17 protein-coding genes are annotated in these 20,251 nt (G+C 72.0%); 7 read left to right on the top strand and 10 right to left on the bottom strand.

Going from position 1 to position 20,251, the window contains the following annotated elements; genetic code table 11:
• Nucleotides 1–130: 130 nt before the first annotated feature.
• Nucleotides 131–1,516: an NsdA family TPR-like regulatory protein gene (locus tag IE318_RS15985; protein ID WP_189900861.1), complete on the bottom strand. Its 1,386-nt coding sequence runs from the start codon at nucleotides 1,514–1,516 to the stop codon at nucleotides 131–133.
• A 378-nt stretch (nucleotides 1,517–1,894) separates the two neighbouring features.
• Here IE318_RS15985 and IE318_RS15980 point away from each other — a divergent pair, with 378 nt between their 5' ends.
• From IE318_RS15980 to IE318_RS15970, 3 genes are all read left to right on the top strand, one after another.
• The gene (locus IE318_RS15980; RefSeq protein WP_030165130.1) at nucleotides 1,895–2,560 is read left to right on the top strand and encodes a bifunctional DNA primase/polymerase; all 666 of its coding nucleotides are present in this window, start codon (nucleotides 1,895–1,897) and stop codon (nucleotides 2,558–2,560) included.
• Between the two features lie 170 nt (nucleotides 2,561–2,730).
• Complete coding sequence (locus IE318_RS15975; RefSeq protein WP_030165129.1) at nucleotides 2,731–3,525, top strand: ABC transporter ATP-binding protein; 795 nt, start codon at nucleotides 2,731–2,733, stop codon at nucleotides 3,523–3,525.
• On the top strand, nucleotides 3,522–5,162 hold the full coding sequence (locus IE318_RS15970) for a transporter (protein ID WP_189900859.1): 1,641 nt from the start codon (nucleotides 3,522–3,524) through the stop codon (nucleotides 5,160–5,162). Before IE318_RS15975 ends, IE318_RS15970 begins: the two co-directional genes overlap by 4 nt.
• Nucleotides 5,163–5,239: 77 nt before the next feature.
• Here IE318_RS15970 and IE318_RS15965 read toward each other — a convergent pair whose 3' ends face one another.
• Both IE318_RS15965 and IE318_RS15960 read right to left on the bottom strand, forming a co-directional pair.
• Nucleotides 5,240–6,208, bottom strand: a complete 969-nt coding sequence (locus IE318_RS15965) for an alpha/beta fold hydrolase (RefSeq protein ID WP_189900857.1) — start codon at nucleotides 6,206–6,208, stop codon at nucleotides 5,240–5,242.
• Between the two features lie 423 nt (nucleotides 6,209–6,631).
• Nucleotides 6,632–7,324, bottom strand: a complete 693-nt coding sequence (locus IE318_RS15960; protein WP_030165121.1) for an iron-dependent transcriptional repressor DtxR — start codon at nucleotides 7,322–7,324, stop codon at nucleotides 6,632–6,634.
• Nucleotides 7,325–7,633: 309 nt separating this feature from the next.
• On the opposite strand from IE318_RS15960, the gene IE318_RS15955 reads away from it, so the two are divergent.
• Together IE318_RS15955 and IE318_RS15950 are read left to right on the top strand one after the other, a co-directional pair.
• Nucleotides 7,634–8,389, top strand: coding sequence for an SIS domain-containing protein (locus IE318_RS15955; RefSeq protein ID WP_030165123.1), 756 nt, complete (start codon nucleotides 7,634–7,636; stop codon nucleotides 8,387–8,389).
• Nucleotides 8,390–8,781: 392 nt separating this feature from the next.
• Entirely contained in the window at nucleotides 8,782–10,242 is a 1,461-nt protein-coding gene (locus IE318_RS15950) for a PAS domain-containing protein (RefSeq protein WP_229903537.1), read from the top strand.
• Nucleotides 10,243–10,296: 54 nt separating this feature from the next.
• Here IE318_RS15950 and IE318_RS15945 read toward each other — a convergent pair whose 3' ends face one another.
• On the bottom strand, nucleotides 10,297–10,686 hold the full coding sequence (locus IE318_RS15945; RefSeq protein ID WP_189900853.1) for a RidA family protein: 390 nt from the start codon (nucleotides 10,684–10,686) through the stop codon (nucleotides 10,297–10,299).
• A gap of 618 nt (nucleotides 10,687–11,304) precedes the next feature.
• On the opposite strand from IE318_RS15945, the gene IE318_RS15940 reads away from it, so the two are divergent.
• A complete protein-coding gene (locus tag IE318_RS15940; protein WP_229903536.1) occupies nucleotides 11,305–11,616 on the top strand; it encodes an RRXRR domain-containing protein in 312 nt (103 codons plus the stop codon).
• Between the two features lie 339 nt (nucleotides 11,617–11,955).
• Here the strand turns inward: IE318_RS15940 and pdxH are convergent, their stop codons facing one another.
• Complete coding sequence (gene pdxH / locus IE318_RS15935) at nucleotides 11,956–12,585, bottom strand: pyridoxamine 5'-phosphate oxidase (protein ID WP_373311189.1); 630 nt, start codon at nucleotides 12,583–12,585, stop codon at nucleotides 11,956–11,958.
• Between the two features lie 464 nt (nucleotides 12,586–13,049).
• Here pdxH and IE318_RS15930 point away from each other — a divergent pair, with 464 nt between their 5' ends.
• Nucleotides 13,050–14,150: a citrate synthase 2 gene (locus IE318_RS15930; RefSeq protein ID WP_189900849.1), complete on the top strand. Its 1,101-nt coding sequence runs from the start codon at nucleotides 13,050–13,052 to the stop codon at nucleotides 14,148–14,150.
• Between the two features lie 104 nt (nucleotides 14,151–14,254).
• Here the strand turns inward: IE318_RS15930 and IE318_RS15925 are convergent, their stop codons facing one another.
• From IE318_RS15925 to IE318_RS15905, 5 genes are read right to left on the bottom strand one after another with little or no spacing between them, the layout of a single operon-like run.
• Nucleotides 14,255–14,863, bottom strand: coding sequence for a TetR/AcrR family transcriptional regulator (locus tag IE318_RS15925; RefSeq protein WP_189900846.1), 609 nt, complete (start codon nucleotides 14,861–14,863; stop codon nucleotides 14,255–14,257).
• Nucleotides 14,851–15,585 (bottom strand): enoyl-CoA hydratase family protein, encoded by a 735-nt coding sequence (locus IE318_RS15920; RefSeq protein WP_189900844.1) that lies wholly within the window; start codon nucleotides 15,583–15,585, stop codon nucleotides 14,851–14,853. The genes IE318_RS15925 and IE318_RS15920 overlap by 13 nt, the downstream gene beginning before the upstream one ends.
• A 34-nt stretch (nucleotides 15,586–15,619) precedes the next feature.
• Nucleotides 15,620–17,188 carry a 4-coumarate--CoA ligase family protein gene (locus tag IE318_RS15915; RefSeq protein WP_189900842.1) on the bottom strand — a complete coding sequence of 523 codons (1,569 nt, stop codon included), beginning with the start codon at nucleotides 17,186–17,188 and terminating at the stop codon, nucleotides 15,620–15,622.
• A 22-nt stretch (nucleotides 17,189–17,210) separates the two neighbouring features.
• Nucleotides 17,211–18,371 carry an acyl-CoA dehydrogenase family protein gene (locus tag IE318_RS15910; protein WP_189900840.1) on the bottom strand — a complete coding sequence of 387 codons (1,161 nt, stop codon included), beginning with the start codon at nucleotides 18,369–18,371 and terminating at the stop codon, nucleotides 17,211–17,213.
• Between the two features lie 7 nt (nucleotides 18,372–18,378).
• Entirely contained in the window at nucleotides 18,379–20,247 is a 1,869-nt protein-coding gene (locus IE318_RS15905; RefSeq protein WP_189900838.1) for an acetyl/propionyl/methylcrotonyl-CoA carboxylase subunit alpha, read from the bottom strand.
• Nucleotides 20,248–20,251: the final 4 nt, after the last annotated feature.

Here is a 20,251-nt window from a genome sequence, read left to right as displayed (position 1 = left end):
GGAATCGTCGGCTCACGCTACCGGGTCCCCCGAGCCCGGTGCCACGCAGCACCGGGCGCGCACTCCTTCCCTGTGACGGCAGTAACAAAACCCGCGCGTACGGCGCTGTATGTGACCCGCGCACGCGCGTTCAGGCCGCCGCCCGCACCTCCAGCCGCGCCCCGAACTCCCTTACCACCGACTCCTCCCGGTACGGGTCGAGACGCTGCTGAAAGTCCTCCAGGTACTCCACGCCCCGGTCGGAGCGCAGGGTCTGAAGCAGCTCCACGGCCTTCAGGCCGGTGCTGCAGGCCTGTTCGACCTCCCGTTGCTGCACCTGCGCCGTGGCGAGCAGCACATAGCCGATCGCCCGGCGCCGGGCCCGCGAGGCGGGATGCCCGGCCAGCGACGCCTCCGCCTGCCGTGCCGCCGCCTCCGGCCGGCCCAGGTCCCGGTAGCAGTGCGCCAACTCGTCGGCGAGATAGGCCTCGTCGAAGTGCGCGATCCACGCCGGGTCGTCCCCGGAGTCCGTCTCGGCGGACTCCAGCGCGCTCACCGCCCGGCCCGCGGACAGCTCGGCCGCCCGCACATCGCCCATCAGCGCGTGCCCGCGCGCCTCCGCCGCGTGGAACATCGCCTCCGCGCGCGGTGTCACGCGACCCCGCGCTCCCTCCTGCGCCGCCCGCGCCAACTGCGCGATCTCACGCGGGTTTCCGAGCTGTGCGGCCAGGTGGCTCATGGAGGCGGCCAGCACGTAACCGCCGTAACCGCGGTCCCCGGCCGCCTGGGCGAGCCGCAGCGCCTGGATGTAGTACCGCTGGGCCAGGCCGGGTTGGCCGGTGTCCACGGCCATGTAGCCGGCGAGCTCCGTCAACCGCGACACGGCGGCGAACAGATCGCGGCCCACCGCCTCCCGGTACGACCCCGCCAGCAGCCCCGAGACCACGCTGTTGAGGTAGTGCACGACCACCGGGCGCACATGCCCGCTGCCGTAGGTGTGGTCCAGGTCGACCAGGGCCTGCGTCATGGCCCGTACGGCCGCCACGTCGGACTGGCCCACCCGGGGCCCGGCCGAGCGCGCGACCTGCCCGTCCGGTGCGGTGATCAGCCAGTCGCGGCTCGGCTCGACCAGCGCGGAGGCGGCGACGGAGGAGCCGGACAGGAAGTCCCGCCGGCCCACGTCGCTGCGCCACAGCTCGCAGACCTGCTCGATGGCCCCCAGTACCGTCGGCGAGAACTGGAGACCCACTCCCGAGGCGAGGTTCTTGCCGTTGGCCATGCCGATCTCGTCGATCGTGACCGTACGGCCGAGCTTGCGGCCCAGCGCCTCCGCGATGATCGCCGGGGCCCGGCCGCGTGGCTGCTGCCCGCGCAGCCAGCGCGCCACGGACGTCTTGTCGTAGCGAAGGTCGAGGCCGTGCTCGGCGCCGCACATGTTGACCCGGCGGGCCAGTCCGGCGTTCGAGCAGCCCGCTTCCTGGATGAGCGCCTGCAGCCGTTCGTTCGGCTGCCGCGCGACGAGAGGCCTTGCGGCCATGGCGTTAACCCCCTGCCTTCGTGGCGGCTCGCCCCTTCGGCTCACTCGCCGTGTGGCTCCGGTGCCCTGCCCGTGCACCGACGTTGACGTGTTCCGCACGGCCGGACCCGTCCGCGTCCCGGCGGAGGGTCCGGCTGTGAAGATCAATGCCCCAACGACATAACGAAAATGCGAGACATGCGAAGATTGCCGGGGTAAAGGCGGATACCCCCGCACAGAGGATTACCCAGCGCCTGCCGGCGATCCTCCCGCGCGCCCCCACACATGCATCCATGCGCCCCGGGCGCGGAATCGATGCTCCCCTCCCGCGCGCGGAACCGTGCCGCGAGACTCCCGCACCACCCGTAACTCCAGGTGGGCGCGGGAGTTGAGTGGGGCGTGGAAGAGACGATCCCGGGCACGCACGCCGCACAGATTGCCGGTCAGATCCCCAAGCAGCGCGGGGACTCGCTGCTGGAGACCGCCGTTCGCTATGCCGAGGAGCGCCACTGGGACGTGTTCCCCGGCACCTGGCTGGAGGCCGTTGACGGGGTGCAGCGCTGCTCCTGCGGCGACCCGGCGTGCGCCGCGCCCGGCGCGCACCCGGCGCGCGAGGACTGGGCGACCCTGGCGACCGGCAGCGCCACCGTGGCCCGCCGGATGTGGCAGAGGCAGCCGACCGCCTCGATCCTGCTCCCCACGGGCCGTACGTTCGACGCGATCTGCGTCCCGGAGACGGCCGGGTTCCTCGCGCTGGCCCGTATGGAGCGGCTGGAGCTGACCCTCGGGCCGGTGACGCTGACCCCCGAGCGGCGCATGCAGTTCTTCGTGCTGCCGGGGGCCTGCGCCAAACTGCCGGACCTGCTGCGCAAACTGGGCTGGGCGCCGGGGTCCCTGGACCTGCTCGCGCTGGGCGAGGGCGCGTACGTGGCCGCGCCGCCCACGCGGTACGGGTCGCGGGGCGCCGTGCAGTGGGCCTGCCGGCCGACCCCGGCGAACCGGTGGCTGCCGGACGCGGAGGAGCTGATCTCGGCGCTGGCCTACGCGTGCGGCAGGGACCGGTAGGGGCCCGGCGGCGAGGACGGGAGCAGGGGCGGTGGGCACATTGACGGCGATGGACACGCTGACGGCGATGGGCGCGTTGACGGCGATGGACACGCTGACGGCGATGGACGCGCCGAGGGCCGTGGCGCGCTGGGGGCCGTAGACGCACCGGGCTCCCTCGTAGGGTTCACCTGACGGAGGGAGCAGCAGTGGTGAGTAACAGTGCCGTACGTGTCCAGGGGCTCTGGAAGCGGTTCGGGCAGCAGGTCGCCGTCGCCGGGATCGATCTGGAGCTGCCCGCCGGGAAGTTCATCGGCCTGGTGGGGCCCAACGGGGCAGGCAAGACCACCACGCTGTCCATGGTGACCGGGCTGCTGCGACCCGATCAGGGAACCGTCGAGGTCGTCGGGCACGACGTGTGGCGGGACCCGGTGGCGGTGAAGGCGCGGATCGGGGTGCTGCCCGAGGGACTCCGGCTCTTCGAGCGGCTGTCGGGCCGGGAACTGCTGTCGTACTCCGGGCGGCTGCGCGGGCTGCCCGGAGCCGAGGTGGACCGCCGGGCCACCCAACTGCTCGACGTACTCGACCTGTCCGGCGCCCAGCACAAACTCGTCGTCGACTACTCGACCGGCATGCGCAAGAAGATCGGACTCGCCTGCGCGCTCCTCCACAACCCCGAAGTCCTCTTCCTCGACGAGCCGTTCGAGGGCGTCGACCCCGTGTCCGCGCAGACCATCCGGGGCGTCCTGGAGCGGTACACCGCCTCCGGCGCGACCGTCGTGTTCTCCTCGCACGTCATGGAACTGGTCGAGTCCCTGTGCGACTGGGTGGCCGTCATGGCCGCGGGCCGCATCCGCGCCCACGGCACCCTCGCCGAGGTGCGCGGCCAGGCCCCCAGCCTTCAGCGGGCGTTCCTCGAACTCGTCGGCGCGCAGGGCCGGGAAGCCGGTTCCGACCTCGACTGGCTGGGCGGAGGCACCCGATGAGCACCGCCGCGAACACCGCCGTGAACACCACCTCGCCGAGCGCCGCCGGCGGCTCGATCACCCCCGTCGTCGTACGGCTGAAGCTGTCGCTGCTGCGCGGCGGGCTGCGGCGGTCCGGCGGCCGGCGCGCCGCGTACATCGCGTCGGCCGTCGTCGCGCTGCTGTTCGCCGTGTCCCAGCTGCTCGGCATGATCCTGCTGCGCGGGCACGCGCACATCGCCTCCGTGACCGTGCTGGGCACGGCCGTACTGGCCCTGGGCTGGGCGGTGATGCCGCTGTTCTTCCCCAGCGGCGACGAGACCCTGGACCCCACCCGTCTGGTGATGCTGCCGCTGCGCCCGCAGCCGCTCGTCCGGGCGCTGCTGGCGGCCTCCCTGGTCGGCATCGGGCCGCTGTTCACGGTGCTGCTGCTGACGGGCTGTGTGATCTCGGTGGCGCACGGGGCGGCGGCGTACGCCGTCGCGGTCCTCGCGCTGCTGCTCGCCCTGCTGGTGTGCGTGGCCCTCGCCCGGGCCGTGGCCGCCGCCAACACCCGGCTGCTGACCAGCCGCAAGGGCCGGGACCTCGCGGTGCTCAGCGGACTGGTCATCGCGATCGGCGCGCAACTGGTCAACTTCGGCATGCAGCGGCTGGGTTCGTCGGGACTCGGCCGGCTCGACCCGGTGGCGGACGTGGTCCGCTGGGTGCCGCCCGCGTCGGCGGTGGGCGCGGTGGACTCGGTGAGCGACGGCTCGTACGGCGTCGCGGTGGCCCAGCTCGCACTGACCGCGGCCGCCCTGGCCGCACTCCTGACGATGTGGGCGCGCACCCTGACCCGCCTGATGACCTCCCCCGACGCCTCCACGCTCCAGCCCGCCGACACCGCAGCCCGCGACCGGTCCCGCACCGGCGGACTGACCCGGCTGCTGCCCTCCGGCCGCACCGGCACCGTCATGGAACGCAGCCTGCGCTACGTCTGGCGCGACCCGAAGACCAAGGCGGCCTGGGTGACCTCGCTGGCCATCGGCCTGATCGTGCCGGTGTTCAACGCCCTCCAGGGCACCGGATCGCTCTACTTCGCCTGCTTCGCCGCCGGGATGCTCGGCATCCAGATGTACAACCAGTTCGGGCAGGACACCTCCGCCTTCTGGATGGTCGCGCTGACGATCTCCACCCCGCGCGACGCCTACCTCGAGCTGCGCGGACGGGCGCTGGCCCTGCTGGTGGTGACCCTCCCCTACGCCACCCTGGTCACGGTGGTGACGACGGCACTGCTCGGCGACTGGCCACGGCTGCCCGAGGTGCTCGGCCTGTCCTTCTCCCTGCTCGGCGCGATGCTGGCGACCGGCGCGTGGACCTCGGCGCGCTTCCCGTACTCCATCCCGCAGGAGGGCCACAAGAACGTGGCCCCCGGCCAGGCGGGCCTCGCCTGGATCGCCATCGCCGGCGGCATGGTCTCGGCGGCCCTGCTGTCCTCCCCCGTCATCGCCCTGGCCATCTGGGCGAACGTCAGCGCGACCGGCGACACCTGGAGCTGGCTCCTGCTCCCGGCGGGCGCGGCGTACGGCGCCGCGATCACCTACGCGGGCCTACGGCTCGCGGCCCCCCGCACGGCGGCCCGGCTACCGGAGATCCTGACGTCGGTGAGCAAGGGGTGAGCCGGAGACGAGGGGTCAGCCGGGTCGGCAGGGGATGAGGAGGTGGAGACAGGTCGTGCGGACCTGTTCTCGGGTCCTCACCCGGTCAGGACCGCGTCCAGAAACGGAGTGATCGCCGCGCGCCAGGCGTCCGGCTGGTCGTAGTGGACGAGGTGGCCGGCGTCGGCGACCTCCGCGTACTGGCCGTGGGGGAGGACGCGCACCATCTCCTGGGCCTCGGCGCGGCCGAGTTCGCCGTCGAGGCCGCGTACGACGAGGGCCGGGCACCGGACCTGGGCCAGTTCCTCCCAGTGGGCGTCGTAGACCCAGGTCTCGCGGGAGGTGAGCATCCGGTCGGGTTCGAAGACGGGGCGCCAGCCGTCGGGGCACTCGTGCATGACCTCGGCGTAGAACTCGCCGCGGGCCGGGTTAGGGCGCTCCACCCAGGGGTCGTCCTCGCCGAACCACTTGCGGACGTCGGCGAGGGTGGCGAAGGGCAGGGGCCAGGACTTGAACCAGTCCTCCCACTCGCGCTGGGAGGCCGCGCCGAGGGCGGAGGCCCGCATGTCGCAGATGATCAGTCCGCGCACGAGGTCGGGGCGTTTCGCGGCGAGCTGCCAGGCGGTCAGTGCGCCCATGGCGTGCCCGATGAGGACGGCCGGGCCGAGGCCGAGCTGTTCCACGGCCGCCTCGGCGTCCTCGACGTAGGCGTCGCGGGTGTAGGCCGCCTGCGGGGGTTTCTGGCTCTGGCCGTGGCCGCGCTGGTCGAGGGCGACGGCCCGGTGCCGCTCGGAGAGCCAGCGGGCGGTGGCGGCCCAGTGGGAGGCGCGGCCCATGAGCCCGTGGAGTAAGAGCACGCCGGTGGGCGGGCGGAGTTCGGCCTCGTGGCCGGCGTGCGGTTCGTGGGGCTCGTGCGGTTCGTACGGTGCCGCCTGCGACGGTACGAAGGTACGCGGTGCGGTGCTGTCCGAAGCCGAGTTGCCTGGTGCTGTCTTCCGGGGTTCCGCGAACTCCCAGGCGGCGAGCCGTACGCCGCCCGCCCCGGTCACGTCGATGCGCCGCGCCATTGGCCCTGGCACCCCCCTAGCTCGCTGCCCATTCCCGTAGCGCGGGCCCTGCGGCCCATCACCCACAGGCTATCGAATGCCTATTCGAAAACGCCTTTCCCGCCGTCAACACCCCTCGTTCGAGTGACCCCCCGCAACGCATGATCGCCGCCACCGGGGGGAGATCTTCAACGGGAGGCGGACCACTCGGGGAAAAGGGGTCCGCGGGGGACGACCCTGAGAGCTCGGGGCTCCGGGTCGCTACAGGGGAGGACAGGCCCCGGCGCCACCACACGGCGCCGGGGCCCTCCACACGTCTGCGGCACATCCTCCCCCACCCCCACGAGTCATATGCCTCACGCGACAGCCTCGCACGCCCGGCGCCCGCGCGCTGCGCTTCGACGCGCTGGATCCGCGACGCAGAGGGGCAGGAGGAACCAGCGGTCAGCGCTTGGCGACGAAGACGTGGGAGGCGACCTCCGCCTCCAGCTCGGCGGCCTCGCCGCCGCTGCCGACCAGCACACCGCCCGCCGACTCCGTCACGCTCACCACCGAGCCGGGCTGCACGCCCGCGCGGCGCAGCGTGTACATCAGCTGCGCGTCCGTCTGGATGGGCTCGCCGATCCGGCGGACGACGACCGTCTTGCCGTCCGAGCCCGGGTCGAGGTCGGCCAGCGACACCATGCCCTCGTCCAGGAACGGGTCGGCGTGGTCCTTCTCGCCCAGCTCCTCCAGGCCCGGGATCGGGTTGCCGTACGGCGACTCGGTCGGGTGCCGCAGCAGCTCCAGCACGCGGCGCTCGACGGCCTCGCTCATCACATGCTCCCAGCGGCAGGCCTCGGCGTGCACCTGCTCCCATTCCAGGCCGATCACGTCGACCAGCAGACACTCCGCGAGCCGGTGCTTGCGCATCACGCGCGTGGCCAGCCGGCGGCCCTCGTCCGTGAGCTCCAGGTGCCGGTCCGGAGCGACCGAGACCAGGCCGTCGCGCTCCATGCGCGCGACCGTCTGGCTCACCGTCGGCCCGCTCTGGTCCAGCCGCTCGGCGATCCGGGCGCGCATCGGGACGACGCCTTCCTCCTCCAGCTCGAGGATGGTGCGGAGATACATCTCCGTGGTGTCGATCAGTCCGGACATACGTGCCCCTCGATTACCTCTGCCGGAAGCTCGGCGGCTCCCAGGCGCGTGCGCTGGCCCTGAACTCAATTCTGACGCATACCACTGACAACCGGGGCGTGCCGACGGAACCCCGCGTCGCAGACCGCGATTCCGGACGGTCGCGGCGGCCGGGAACACGCCCGGCGGCGTACCCGGCCGTATTGACAGGACTCTGGTCCAGACCTCACCGTGATCCGCGGCACAGGGGCATGGGCAGACGCCCCGCAGACGCCCCCAGACATCCTCACAGCCGTCCACGGCATCCACAGGCATCCGGAGGGACCCCGCATGAGCGACCGCACGTTGGCCGGCCAGTTCTTCGACGCGGCCATCGGCCTGCTCCAGCGGGTCCGTGACGAGGAGGCCGAGTCCGTCACGGCCGCCGGCACCCTGCTCGCCGACACCGTGGCCGACGGCGGCCGCCTGTTCGCCTTCGGCGCCGGACACTCCTCCCTCGCCGCCCAGGACGTCGTCTATCGGGCCGGCGGCCTCGCCCTGATGAACCTCCTCGCCGTCCCCGGCGCCGTCGGCGTCGACGTCATGCCCGCCACCCTGGGCTCCGCCCTCGAACGCGTCGACGGCCTCGCCGCCGCCGTCCTGGACTGCTCCCCCATCCGCTCCGGCGACGCCCTGGTGATCGTCTCCCTGTCCGGCCGCAACGCCCTCCCCGTCGAGATGGCCATGAACGCCCGCGCCCTGGGCGTGAAGGTCATCGGAGTGACGTCGGTGGCCTACGCCACCCAGACCACGTCCCGCCACGTGTCGGGGACGTATCTGAAGGACCACTGCGACGTCGTCCTGGACTCCAAGATCGCCGTCGGCGACGCCGAACTCACCCTCGACACCGTCCCCGCGCCCTTCGCCCCGGCCTCCACGGTCGTCACCTCGGCCCTTCTCCAGGCGGTCATGGCCACCACCGCCGGCGTCCTGGCCGACCGCGGCATCGAGCCCCCGCTGCTGCGCTCCGGCAACGTCGACGGCGGCCACGAGTGGAACGGCAAGGTCTTCGAGCAGTACGCGGACCGGATCTTCTACCGGCGCTGACGATCCCAGGCCCACGCGCGCGTGCCCCGGGACTGCCACCACACGTGGTGCACAACGTGATCGCGTCGCCCGCCGCGACGACCCTCGACGAGGTGCGCGAGCCCAGCGGACGCAACCGGCTGGAGCGGCCTCACCGAGACCGAGCGGTACGTACTCCCGGACGAGACCGACCTCTGGCTGACCCTGCGGCTGACGGCGGCGGCGCACAGCCACCGTGTTCGTCTCGGGTTCGCTCCAGGTCCACGGGGATTTTCCGCGTACAACGATTCCTTCAATCTTGCGGGAACCCGATGTGCGCTGCGTCACGTTCAAGTTGAATGAAGGCCAGTGAACGAAAGCCAGTGAGTGAACCGACGCGCCGTGTGTGCGGACGCAGCCTGCAGGGGGTCCAGGTGAGTGCTTCCCGGCGTAGTGGGACCACCGACGAGCTCGGGCCCGACGAGCCCGAGCCGGAACGGGACGGTCCGGGGGCCCTCGACAGCCCCGAACACCCCAGTGGCACCAGTGGCCCTGGCGGTCCCGACGGCTCCGACCTGCTCGCCGCCCTGCTCGACGGCATGGACGCCGCCCTCTGCGCCTTCGACGCGGGCGGCGTCGTCACCCACTGGAACCGCGAGGCCGAACGCATCCTCGGGTGGACGGCCGCCGAGGCGGTCGGCCGGCACGGCTTCGCCGGATGGGCCGTACGCAGCGCGGACGCCGAGGAGGTCGAACGGCGGCTGATGTCCGCCATGCACGCACGCGGACGCCAGGTCCACGAGTTCGCCCTCCTCACCAAGGACGGCGGCCGCGTCCTCGTACGCACCCAGTCCGCGGCCGTACGTGGACCCGACGGCAAACCGGCCGGCCTGTACTGCGCCTTCAGCGAGGTGCACACACAGATCGACCTGGAGCGGTCCATCGCCCTCAGCGAGGCCCTGTTCGAAGAGGCGTCCTGGGGCGTCGTCCTCGTCGACGCCGACCTGCGGCCCGCCGTCGTCAACGCCCACGCCGCCCGGGCTCTCGGCACCGGCCGCACCGCCGCACTCGGACGCCCCCTCGGCGAACTGCTCTCCCAGGGCGTGGAAGAACTCGAGAGCGCGCTCACCCACGTCCTGGCGGAAGGCGCACCGCCCGCACCCGCCGAGATCTGGGTGAGCGTGCGCGCCCCGGAGGGCGACCGGCGGCGATGCTGGCGCAGCGGATTCGTCCGGCTCGCCTCACCGCTGGCCGAGGAACCCGTGCCACTCGGCGTCGCCTGGCTCTTCGTCGACGTCACCGAGGCCAAGCACGGCGAGCAGGAAGCCTCGCTGCTGCGGTTCCGCACCAACCAACTGCACCGGGCCGCCCGCGCCGCCGCCGAGTGCGAGGACCCCGCGGAGGCCGCGACCGTCCACCTCGACTTCGCCCTCGCCGGCTTCGCCGACCACGCCCTCGTCGACCGGGTGGCCGGCGGCACCGCCCCCGAGGACGGCGAGCCCACCACCCCGCTGCGGCTGGTACGCGTCGCCGCCACCCCCTCCGACGGCCCCGGACCCAGCCTGCTCACCGGCCGGGCCGGACTGCCCGTCCGCTACGGCGAGGGACACCCCGCCCTGCAGTGCATCGAACGGACCGGCGCCGTCCGCGCCACCGTCGGCACGGTCCCGGCCGACCAGGCACGCGCCTGGGCCCAGACCCGCCAGTGGCCCGCCGACACCGTGCACGCGCTGTGCGCCGTGCTGCGCAGCCGCGGCCGCACCCTGGGCGTCGTCACGTTCCTGCGCTGCTCCGGCCGCAGCCCCTTCGAACGCTCCGACGCGGCCTACGCCGAGGACGTGGCCGTACGCATCGCGACGGCCCTGGACCTGGCGGGGCTGCTGGAGAGGGAGTGACCGTGACAGGCCGGAGCGGGCGCCCGTGAGCGCGGAAGAGGCGCCCGTACGAGGTCAGGCGGTCCGCCGCCGCGCGTACACCTCTATCTCGATCTTCATCTGCGGGTCCGCCAGCCCGCACACCATCATCGTCGCCGCCGGCCGTACCTCGCCGAACACCCGCCGCAGCACCGGCCAGCACGGCTCGAAGTCCTCCCGCACGGGCAGCAGATACCGCACCCGCACCACGTCCTCGAACCCGCACCCCGCCTCCTTCAGCGCGGCCCCGATGTTCCGCAGACACTGCTCGGCCTGCTCCACCACGTCCTCGGAGATCGTCATCGTCGCGTAGTCGTACCCGGTCGTCCCGGAGACGTGCACCCACTCCCCGTCCACCACGGCCCGTGCGTACCCGATCCGCTCCTCGAACACCGAACCGCTGAGAATCGCCCGTCGCTCTGTCATGCGGGGAACAGTAGGCGACCGGACGAGTGCGTCGCCCGCTTCCGTACGGCACGGCCTTGGGCCGCCAGGTACGGCAGCAAACAGACATCGAGCAGCCGCGACCGTCTTGTACCAGGGAGATCGCCTGTCCGTACGAGGGATATGAGAGATCCGCACTTACCGGCGATCTTCGAACGCATTGCGCGCTGCGTGAGGGCCTTGGTCACTACGGTCACAGTCGCACACAGGAAGGGAGGTCACTCGCTCCCCAGCCGCAAGGCTGCCGAGTGACCAGCCCCAGTCATCACGATCGGACGATCAGGGAGGTGCCCCCGATGACTACGTTTTCCCGCAGGCGAGCAGACCCACCAGGCTGTGCTTCCTCAGCAGCCTGCTCTGGAATCCGTGGGAGCAGACAACCCTGGGAGCAGGGACGAAACGGCTCACGGACACCCCGCCGCCGCGCGGGGCACCGGCAGGGAACATGGGCGAGGGGAGACCGACGGGTCCGGCACCGGCACCCGTCGGCGTCACGCCGAAAACGCCGCCACGGCGGCGCAGGCGGCAGAGGAGGGAGACGGTGACGTCTCCGCACACGGCAGGACGTACCAGGGCGGAGCCGGAGCGAGCAGGGTGTTCGTGCTGTCCAGAGACGGGCGGCCGCTCATGCCCTGCCACCCCGCCCGCGCCCGGGAGCTCCTGGGCAAGGGACGGGCCGTGGTCGCCCGGCAGGTCCCCTTCACCATCCGGCTCAAGGACCGCACACTCGCCGAGTCGGAAGTCGACGGCGTCCAGCTACGCATCGATCCCGGCTCCAAGGGCACCGGCCTCGTCCTCACCGACGAGAAGAAGGAGACCAGGGAAGACGGCACCACCGTCGTCGTCCGGCGCGGACTGATCTCCATCGAACAACGTCTCCCACTGGAATCTACGGCTTGTGCAGCGGGGTGACGGATACCGGTACAGCAGTCGGCTGGAAGCAGGGACGTCAGCGTGGAGAAAAACATGTTGATGGACGCCGGATCGGTTCCTAGAGTGTGGCCTACGCCGAAAGGAGGTGATCGGGTACATGAGTGAATCCCGGACACGCGAGGTGGCTGCGGGCTAGCGGCCCGTCACCCCACCCAGTGCGGTGCCGGACCAGCGCGTGAGAGACGCGTGCAGCCGGCCCAATCCCAAGCAGTCACCCGACCCGCGAGCTGCCGGTACGTCCGGCCGGCTTCCCCGCCGTCAGGCGGGGGGACCCAGCTCGCGGGTCGTCTGCGTTCGCGGGCCTCTCGAAGACCCCCCTCAGGGGCTCAGGCGTTCCACGTGCCAGGTGCCGTCCGGTCGGGTGGTGTAGCGGAGGCGGTCGTGGAGGCGGTTCTCGCGGCCCTGCCAGAACTCGACCGAGTGAGGGACGACACGGAAGCCGCCCCAGTGGGGTGGGACGGGGACCTGTTCGCCCTCGGGGTAGCGGGCGGCGAGTTCGGCGTACTGCGTGTCGACGATGTCGCGGGTGGCGATGACCGTGGACTGGGCGCTGGCCCAGGCGCCGAGCTGGGAGCCGTGGGGGCGGGTGCGGAAGTAGGCGGCGGTCTCGTCGCGGCCGGTGCGGTGGGCGGTGCCCTGGACGATGACCTGGCGGGCCATGGGGTGCCAGGGGAAGAGCAGGGAGACGTGGGGGTTCTCGGCGAGGTCGCGGGCCTTGCGGGAGCCGTAGTTGGTGTAGAAGACGAAGCCCTGCTCGTCGAAGGCCTTCAGCAGGACCGTGCGGGAGCTGGGGCGGCCCTGGGCGTCGGCGGTGGAGACGACCATGGCGTTGGGTTCGAACAGGTGGGCCTCGGCGGCGGCCTGCTGGAACCAGTGGGCGAACTGTTCCACCGGTGTGTCGGCCAGGTCGGCCTCGTCCAGGCCTTCGGCCCGGTAGTGCATGCGCATGGCGGCGAGGTCGAAGGGCGCGGTCTCTCCGGCTTCTTGGTCGGTCACGCGGTCATCTTGCCGTATCGGTGGCGTCCGTCCGGCGGGGGTGTCCTTCGTCACTGCGTGGCACTGAGTGCCGGACAGTCTCCCCTTCCGTGGCACCCGGGGTTATCGTGCTGGTGCCGTGCCGGTTGGGTGAGCCGCGACCGCACGGGGCATGACAGGGGTACCGTCCCGGACCGCGAGTCGGTGGACACGACCGCGGATCCGTACGGGCGGCAGTACCCGAGGAGCCTGAGGAAGTCCGAGGGAGTCCGAGGAGTCCGACGGAGTCCGAGGAGTCCGGCGGAGTTCGGTGAGCCGTCCGGACCCCGCGGTCGCCCCCTCTGAAAACCGCCTGCTGCTGACATCTCCGACATCCGACACCTGGTCGTCGTTCCCCCGTCGCACCATCTGTCGCACAGACCACGAGGAGCCGCCTGATGTCCGACTTCGTACCCGGGCTCGAGGGAGTCGTCGCGTTCGAGACGGAGATCGCCGAACCGGACAAGGAGGGCGGCGCCCTCCGGTACCGGGGCGTCGACATCGAGGATCTCGTCGGTCATGTCTCCTTCGGCAATGTGTGGGGGCTGCTCGTCGACGGCGCCTTCAACCCCGGTCTGCCGCCGGCCGAGCCGTTCCCGATCCCGGTGCACTCGGGTGACATCCGCGTGGACGTGCAGTCGGCGCTGGCGATGCTCGCCCCGGTGTGGGGGCTGAAACCGCTGCTGGACATCGATGCCGAGCAGGCCCGGGAGGACCTGGCGCGGGCGGCGGTGATGGCGTTGTCGTACGTCGCCCAGTCGGCGCGCGGGCAGGGTCTGCCGATGGTGCCGCAGCGGGAGATCGACAAGGCGAGCACCATCACCGAGCGGTTCATGATCCGCTGGCGGGGTGAGCCGGACCCCAAGCACGTGGCGGCCGTGGACGCGTACTGGTCGTCCGCTGCCGAGCACGGTATGAACGCGTCCACGTTCACGGCCCGGGTGATCGCTTCCACGGGCGCGGATGTGGCGGCCGCCCTGTCGGGTGCGGTGGGCGCGATGTCCGGTCCGCTGCACGGCGGTGCGCCGTCCCGGGTGCTCGGCATGATCGAGGAGATCGAGCGGACGGGGGATGCCGAGGGGTATGTGCGGCGGGCGCTGGACCGTGGTGAGCGGCTGATGGGTTTCGGTCACCGGGTGTACCGGGCGGAGGACCCGCGTGCGCGGGTGCTGCGTCGTACGGCGCGGGAGCTGGGTGCTCCGCGGTTCGAGGTCGCCGAGGCGCTGGAGAAGGCGGCTCTGGAGGAGCTGCACAATCGTCGTCCGGACCGGGTGCTGGCGACGAACGTGGAGTTCTGGGCGGCGATCATGCTGGACTTCGCCCAGGTTCCGGCGCACATGTTCACGTCGATGTTCACCTGTGCGCGTACGGCGGGCTGGTCGGCGCACATTCTGGAGCAGAAGCGCACCGGCCGTCTGGTGCGTCCTTCCGCCCGCTACATCGGTCCGGGTCCGCGCAGCCCGCGTGAGATCACGGGGTACGACGAGATCGCGCACTGACGGAAGCGTGTGCTGACGGGTCCGCGTGCGGAGGCTCCGGTGGCGTGCGGGCCCGTCCCGTGCGCCGTCCTCCCCTGTGCCGTCCTCGCGTGCGTCCCCGCGGCTCAGGCCAGGGTCTGGTCCAGTAGTGCCGCCCACTGGGTGACGACGCGTTCGCGGCGGGCGGTGTCGTCGGTGAGGAGGTTGGCGAGGCCCAGGCCGCGGGCCATGTCGAGGAAGCCCTGGACGGTTTCGCGGGTGCCGGGGCGGGATTCGTCGGCGCCGAGCAGTTCCACGGCGATGCGGTGGGTCTCGCGGCCGACGCGGGCTTCCAGTTCGGTGACGCGGGCGCGGAGCTGGTCCTCGTTGGAGGCGGCGACCCACAGGTGGAGGGCGGCGCGGAAGAGGGGGCCGGTGTAGAGGTCGACGAGGGCGCGGACGACGGCGCGCCGGTCGCCGGACGCGCCCTCGGGGAAGAGGGCGCGGGTGGCGGTGGAGCGTTCCTCGGCGACGTATTCGACGGCGGCGGTGAAGAGGTCCTCGCGGGTGGGGAAGTGGTGTTGTGCGGCGCCGCGGGAGACGCCCGCGCGTTCGGCGACGGCGGACACCGTGGAGCCCGCCCAGCCGTGTTCGGCGAGGCAGGCGACGGCGGCCTCGAGGAGTCGCTGCCGGGTGGCCCGGCTGCGGTCCTGCTTGGGTACGCGGTCGCGTTCCGCCGTACTCACACCACCCATGCCGCATCCCGTCTTTCCAGGAAGGCCGTCATCCCCTCCCGGGCCTGGGGGGAGGTGAACAGCCGGGCCGAGAGCGCGGTCAGGTCGGCCGCGTCCCGGTCGAACGTCTCCAGCACCCTAGCCGTGAGCAGCCGTTTCGTCTCGGTCAGGGCTTGGGGGGAGGAGCGGCGCAGGCCGTCGAGGATGGGGGTGAGGGCGTCGTCGACGTCGTCCGCGGTCGTGGTGAGCAGGCCGAGGCGTACGGCTTCGGACGGGTCGAAGCGTTCGCCGGTGAGGTAGTAGCGGGCCAGGGCGCGGGGGTCGGTGCGCGGCAGGAGGGGCAGGGAGATCACGGCCGGTGCGACGCCGATGCGTACCTCGGTGAAGGCGAAGGTGGCCGTGGTGGAGGCGGCGGCGATGTCGCAGGCGGCGAGGAGGCCGAGGCCGCCGGCGCGGACGTGTCCGGTGACGCGGGCGATCACGGGCTTGGGCAGTTCGACGATCTGCCGCAGGAGTCCCACCAGTGCGTCCGGGTGGGGTGGGTCGCGCAGGTCGGCTCCGGCGCTGAAGGTGGTGCCGGTGTGGGTGAGGACCACGGCGCGTACGTCGGGGTCCTTGCCGCAGTCGGTGAGGGCGTCGGCGAGGTCGGAGACGAGGGCGGCGGAGAGGGCGTTGCGGGTGTCGGTGGCGTCGAGGCTGAGGGTTTCGACGGCACGCGCGCGCGTACGGCTGATCAGGGTCACGACAGCTCCCCGGGGTTGCGGCGCAGGGCCTGTGTCATGGCAGCTCCCTGAGTTCGCGGCGCAGGATCTTGCCGGAGGCGGCGCGGGGGACGGTGTCGATGAAGGTGACCTGGCGTATGCGTTTGTAGGGGGCGACGCGTTCGGCGACGTACAGCATGATCTCGTTCTCGTCGAGGCCGTCGGCGGTGGGCTGGCGGACGACGAAGGCGTGCGGGATCTCGTTGCCGTCCTCGTTGTAGGCGCCGATGACGGCGGCGTCGGCGATGCCGGGGTGGGTGAGCAGTTGGGCTTCCAGTTCGGCGGGGGCCACCTGGAAGCCCTTGTACTTGATGAGTTCCTTGACGCGGTCGACGACGAAGAGCCAGCCGTCCTCGTCGACGTGTCCGACGTCTCCGGTGTGCAGCCAGCCGTCGGTGTCGATCAGCTGGGCGGTGGCGTCGGGTCGGCCGAGGTAGCCCTTCATGATCTGGGGGCCGCGGATCAGGATCTCGCCGGACTCGCCGGTGCCGAGGTCCTTGTCGGGGTCGTCGAGGGAGACGATCCGCATCTCGGTGCCGGCGATGAGCCTGCCGACGGTGCCGGCGGGGGCGTCGTGCAGCCGGTCGAGGGGGACGACGTGGGTGCCCGGGGACAGTTCCGTCATGCCGTAGGCCTGGCCGATCGGGGGCAGGCGGAGCCGCTGGGAGCAGGCGCGCGCGAGGGTGGCGTCGAGCGGGGCGGCGGCGCTGATGACGTAGGTGAGGGAGGACAGGTCGTAGCGGGCGACCGCGGGGTGTTTGGCGAGGGCGAGGACGATCGGCGGGGCGACGTAGAGGCCGGTGATGCGGTGGGTCTCGATGGCGGCGAGGAAGGTCTCCAGGTCGAAGCGGGGCAGGACGACGACGGTGGCGCCCTTGCGCAGGGGGGCGTTCATCAGGGCGGTGAGGCCGTAGATGTGGAAGAACGGCAGGACGGCGAGGATGCGGTCGCCGGGGCCGGTGGTGATGGCCGGTTCGAGCTGGGCGAGGTTGGTGGCGATCTGCCGGTGGGTGAGCATGACGCCTTTGGGGGTGCCGGTGGTGCCGGAGGAGTACGGCAGTGCGGCGATGTCCTCGGCGGGGTCGAGGTCGATGTGCGGTTCGGGTGCGGTGGAGCCGAGCATGTCGATGAGCGACCGGTGTCCGGGTGCGCTGTCGCAGACGAGGATCTCCCGTATGCCGCCGGCGAGTTCGGCGGCGCGGCGGGCGGAGTCCAGCAGCGGGGAGACGGTGACGATCCAGCGGGCGGCGCTGTCGCGCAGTTGTTTGGCGAACTCCTCGGGGGTGGCGAGCGGGTGCACGGTGGTGACGGAGGCGCCCGCGCGGGTGGCCGCGTAGAAGGCGGCCGGGAAGGCGATGGTGTTGGGGCTGTGCAGGGCGAGGACGTCGCCCTTGCGGACGCCGGTGTCGGCGAGCGCGGCGGCCAGGCGCCGGTGGAACCGGTCCAGCTGCTCGTACGTGAGGGTGGTGCCGTCGGTGCCGTCGATCAGTGCGGGCTGGTCGCCGAACTCGGCGGCCCGGCCCAGGACGGCGTCGTGGATGGGGAGTTCGACGGGGGAGACGTCTGCGTACTCGCTGCGGAACACGGTTCCTCCAAGCGGCTGCGGCTCAGTACGACTTGGGCAGACCGAGGGTCTGGTGGGAGACGTAGTTGAGAATCATCTCCCGGCTCACCGGAGCGATACGAGACACGCGTGCGGCCGTTATCAGTGAGGCGAGCCCGAACTCGCGGGTGAGTCCGTTGCCGCCGAGGGTGTGCACGGCCTGGTCGACGGCCTTCACGCAGGCCTCTCCGGCCGCGTACTTGGCCATGTTGGCGGCCTCGCCGGCGCCGATGTCGTCGCCGGTGTCGTAGAGGTGGGCCGCTTTCTGCATCATCAGCCGGGCGAGTTCGAGGTCGATGTGGGCCTGGGCGAGGGGGTGGGCGATGGCCTGGTGGGCGCCGATGGGGGTTTTCCAGACGGTGCGGTCGCGGGCGTATTCGACGGCCTTGGCGAGTGCGTAGCGGCCCATGCCGATCGCGAAGGCGGCGGTCATGATCCGCTCGGGGTTGAGCCCGGCGAACAGCTGGAGGAGGCCCGCGTCCTCGTCGCCGACGAGCGCGTCCGCGGGGAGCCGTACGTCGTCCAGGACCAGTTCGAACTGTTTTTCGGCGGCGTTGAGTTCCATGTCGATGGGCCGCTTCTGGAAGCCGTCGGCGTCGGTCGGCACGATGAACAGGCAGGGCTTCAGGCGGCCGGTGCGGGCGTCCTCGGTGCGGCCGACGATCAGTACGGCGTCGGCGATGTCCACGCCGGAGATGAACACCTTGCGGCCGGTGAGCAGCCAGTCGGCGCCGTCGCGGCGGGCGGTGGTGGTGATGCGGTGGGAGTTGGAGCCGGCGTCGGGTTCGGTGATGCCGAAGGCCATGAGGCGGGTGCCGTCGGCGAGTCCGGGGAGCCACTGCCGCTTCTGGGCCTCGGTGCCGAAGCGGGAGATCACGGTGCCGCAGATGGCGGGCGAGACGATGAGCATGAGGAGGGGGGAGCCCGAGGCGCCCAGCTCTTCGAGGACTATGGAGAGTTCGGTGATGCCGCCGCCTCCGCCTCCGTGCTCCTCCGGGAGGTTGACGCCGAGGTAGCCGAGTTTGCCTGCCTCGGTCCAGAGTTCGGTGGGGGGTTTGCCGTCGGCGACGGTGCGGGTGAGGTAGTCGCGGCCGTAGCGCTTGCCGAGGGCGGCGACGGCGGATCGGAGGGCCTTGTGCTCTTCGGATTCGATGACGGCGGTCATGGGGCTCCTAGGAAGAGGCTTGTCGAGAAGGGCTTTCCTGCACTACGGCGAGCACCGTGCCCGGCTCCACCTGCTGCCCGGGCTTGACGTGCAGGGCGCTGAGCGTCCCGCTGACCGGTGCCGAGATCTGGTGCTGCATCTTCATGGCCTCCAGCCAGATCAGGGGCTGTCCGGCCCGGACGGAGGCCCCTTCCGTCAGGTCCTCGGCGACGCGTACGACCGTGCCCGGCATCGGGGCGAGCAGGGAGCCGGGGGCGAGCTGGGCGGCCGGGTCGGGGAAGCGGGGCAGGGCGGTGAGGCGGGTGGTGTTGACGTACACCTGGTCGCCGTACCGGGCGATGTCGAAGCGGCGCTGCACGCCGTCCGCTTCGAGGACGACCCGGCGCGCGTCGGCCTGTACGACCCGTACCCCGTCGGCCGTGAGTCCCTGGCGGGTGTGCCGGTAGTGGACCTCGTGCTCCTCCCCCGCGATCAGGTAGCGCTTGGTCTGCGGCCGGGAGGGGACGTTGCGCCAGCCGCCGAAGCGGGAGCGGCCGTGGGCGTCGGCGAGGGCGGCGGCAAGAGGGGCGTACGGGTCGGGGGCCGGTGAGGTGAGGCCTGCGAGGTGACGGTCGTAGAAGCCGGTGTCCATGCGGGCCCGGGTGAACTCCTCGTGCCGCAGGGAGCGCACCAGCAGGTCGCGGTTGGTGACGGGGCCGTGGATCACGGCGGTCTCGAGCGCGCCGGCGAGTCTGCGGATGGCCTCCGCGCGCGTGGGGGCGTGGGCGACGGCCTTGGCGAGCATCGGGTCGTAGTGGACGCCGACGGTGTCGCCGTCGCCGTAGCCGGTGTCGAGGCGGACGCCGGGCGGCAGGGCGAGGCGGTGCAGGGTGCCGGTCTGCGGGGCCCAGTCGTGGGCCGGGTCCTCGGCGTACAGGCGGGCCTCGATCGCGTGGCCGCGCGCGCGTGGGGGTGTGGTGTCGAGGGCCCGGCCTTCTGCGACGCGGATCTGTTCGGCGACCAGGTCGAGGCCGAACACGGCCTCGGTGACGGGGTGTTCGACCTGGAGGCGGGTGTTCATCTCCAGGAAGTGCGCGCGGTCGCCCTCGACCAGGAACTCGACGGTGCCGGCGCCGACGTAGGAGACGGCGCGCGCGGCGCGTACGGCCAGCGTGTACAGCTCTTGCGTGAGCCCGTCGGAGAGTCCGGGTGCGGGGGCTTCCTCGATGACCTTCTGGTGGCGGCGCTGGAGGGAGCAGTCGCGGGTGCCGAGCGGCCAGACGGTGCCGTGGGCGTCGGCGAGGATCTGCACCTCGACATGGCGGCCGCCCTCGACGTAGGGCTCGATGAACACCTCGCCGTCGCCGAATGCGCTCGCGGCCTCGGCGCGCGCGCTCTCCAGCGCGGCCGGCAGCTCCTTCAGACGGCGCACGATCCGCATCCCGCGCCCTCCGCCGCCTGCGGCGGCCTTCACGAGCACCGGCAGGTCGGCCGCGGTGATGTCGGCCTCGTCGAGGGGTGCGAGGCCCATCAGTGCCTTGGCGCGGGTCTTGGACGCCATCGCCTCGATGGCGTCGGGTGGCGGGCCGATCCAGATCAGGCCGGCGTCGAGGACGGCGCGTGCGAAGCCGGCGTTCTCGGACAGGAAGCCGTAGCCGGGGTGCACGGCGTCGGCGCCGGCCCCGAGCGCCGCCTTCACGATCAGGTCGGCGCGCAGGTACGTCTCGGCGGGCGTGGCGCCCGGCAGGCGTACGGCGGCGTCGGCCACGCGCGCGTGGAGGGCGTTCGCGTCGGCGTCCGAGTGCACGGCGACGGTGCGGATGCCCGCCTCGCGGCAGGTGCGGAAGACCCGGCAGGCGATCTCGCCCCGGTTGGCGACGAGCAGTGTCTGGATCATGGAC

The organism is Streptomyces spiralis (assembly GCF_014654675.1).
Classification (GTDB): Bacteria; Actinomycetota; Actinomycetes; order Streptomycetales; family Streptomycetaceae; genus Streptomyces; species Streptomyces spiralis.
This window is presented reverse-complemented; position numbering and strand designations above follow the sequence as displayed.

What these genes read in the sequence shown, in the direction of transcription:
- IE318_RS15905 (WP_189900838.1), bottom strand. Translation starts at nt 20,247, where the DNA reads ATGATCCAGACACTGCTCGTCGCCAACCGGGGCGAGATCGCCTGCCGG.
- IE318_RS15965 (WP_189900857.1), bottom strand. Translation starts at nt 6,208, where the DNA reads ATGGCGCGGCGCATCGACGTGACCGGGGCGGGCGGCGTACGGCTCGCC.
- IE318_RS15945 (WP_189900853.1), bottom strand. Translation starts at nt 10,686, where the DNA reads ATGACAGAGCGACGGGCGATTCTCAGCGGTTCGGTGTTCGAGGAGCGG.
- IE318_RS15930 (WP_189900849.1), top strand. Translation starts at nt 13,050, where the DNA reads ATGTCCGACTTCGTACCCGGGCTCGAGGGAGTCGTCGCGTTCGAGACG.
- IE318_RS15970 (WP_189900859.1), top strand. Translation starts at nt 3,522, where the DNA reads ATGAGCACCGCCGCGAACACCGCCGTGAACACCACCTCGCCGAGCGCC.
- IE318_RS15985 (WP_189900861.1), bottom strand. Translation starts at nt 1,516, where the DNA reads ATGGCCGCAAGGCCTCTCGTCGCGCGGCAGCCGAACGAACGGCTGCAG.
- IE318_RS15960 (WP_030165121.1), bottom strand. Translation starts at nt 7,324, where the DNA reads ATGTCCGGACTGATCGACACCACGGAGATGTATCTCCGCACCATCCTC.
- IE318_RS15910 (WP_189900840.1), bottom strand. Translation starts at nt 18,371, where the DNA reads ATGACCGCCGTCATCGAATCCGAAGAGCACAAGGCCCTCCGATCCGCC.
- pdxH (WP_373311189.1), bottom strand. Translation starts at nt 12,585, where the DNA reads ATGCGCATGCACTACCGGGCCGAAGGCCTGGACGAGGCCGACCTGGCC.
- IE318_RS15925 (WP_189900846.1), bottom strand. Translation starts at nt 14,863, where the DNA reads ATGGGTGGTGTGAGTACGGCGGAACGCGACCGCGTACCCAAGCAGGAC.
- IE318_RS15955 (WP_030165123.1), top strand. Translation starts at nt 7,634, where the DNA reads ATGAGCGACCGCACGTTGGCCGGCCAGTTCTTCGACGCGGCCATCGGC.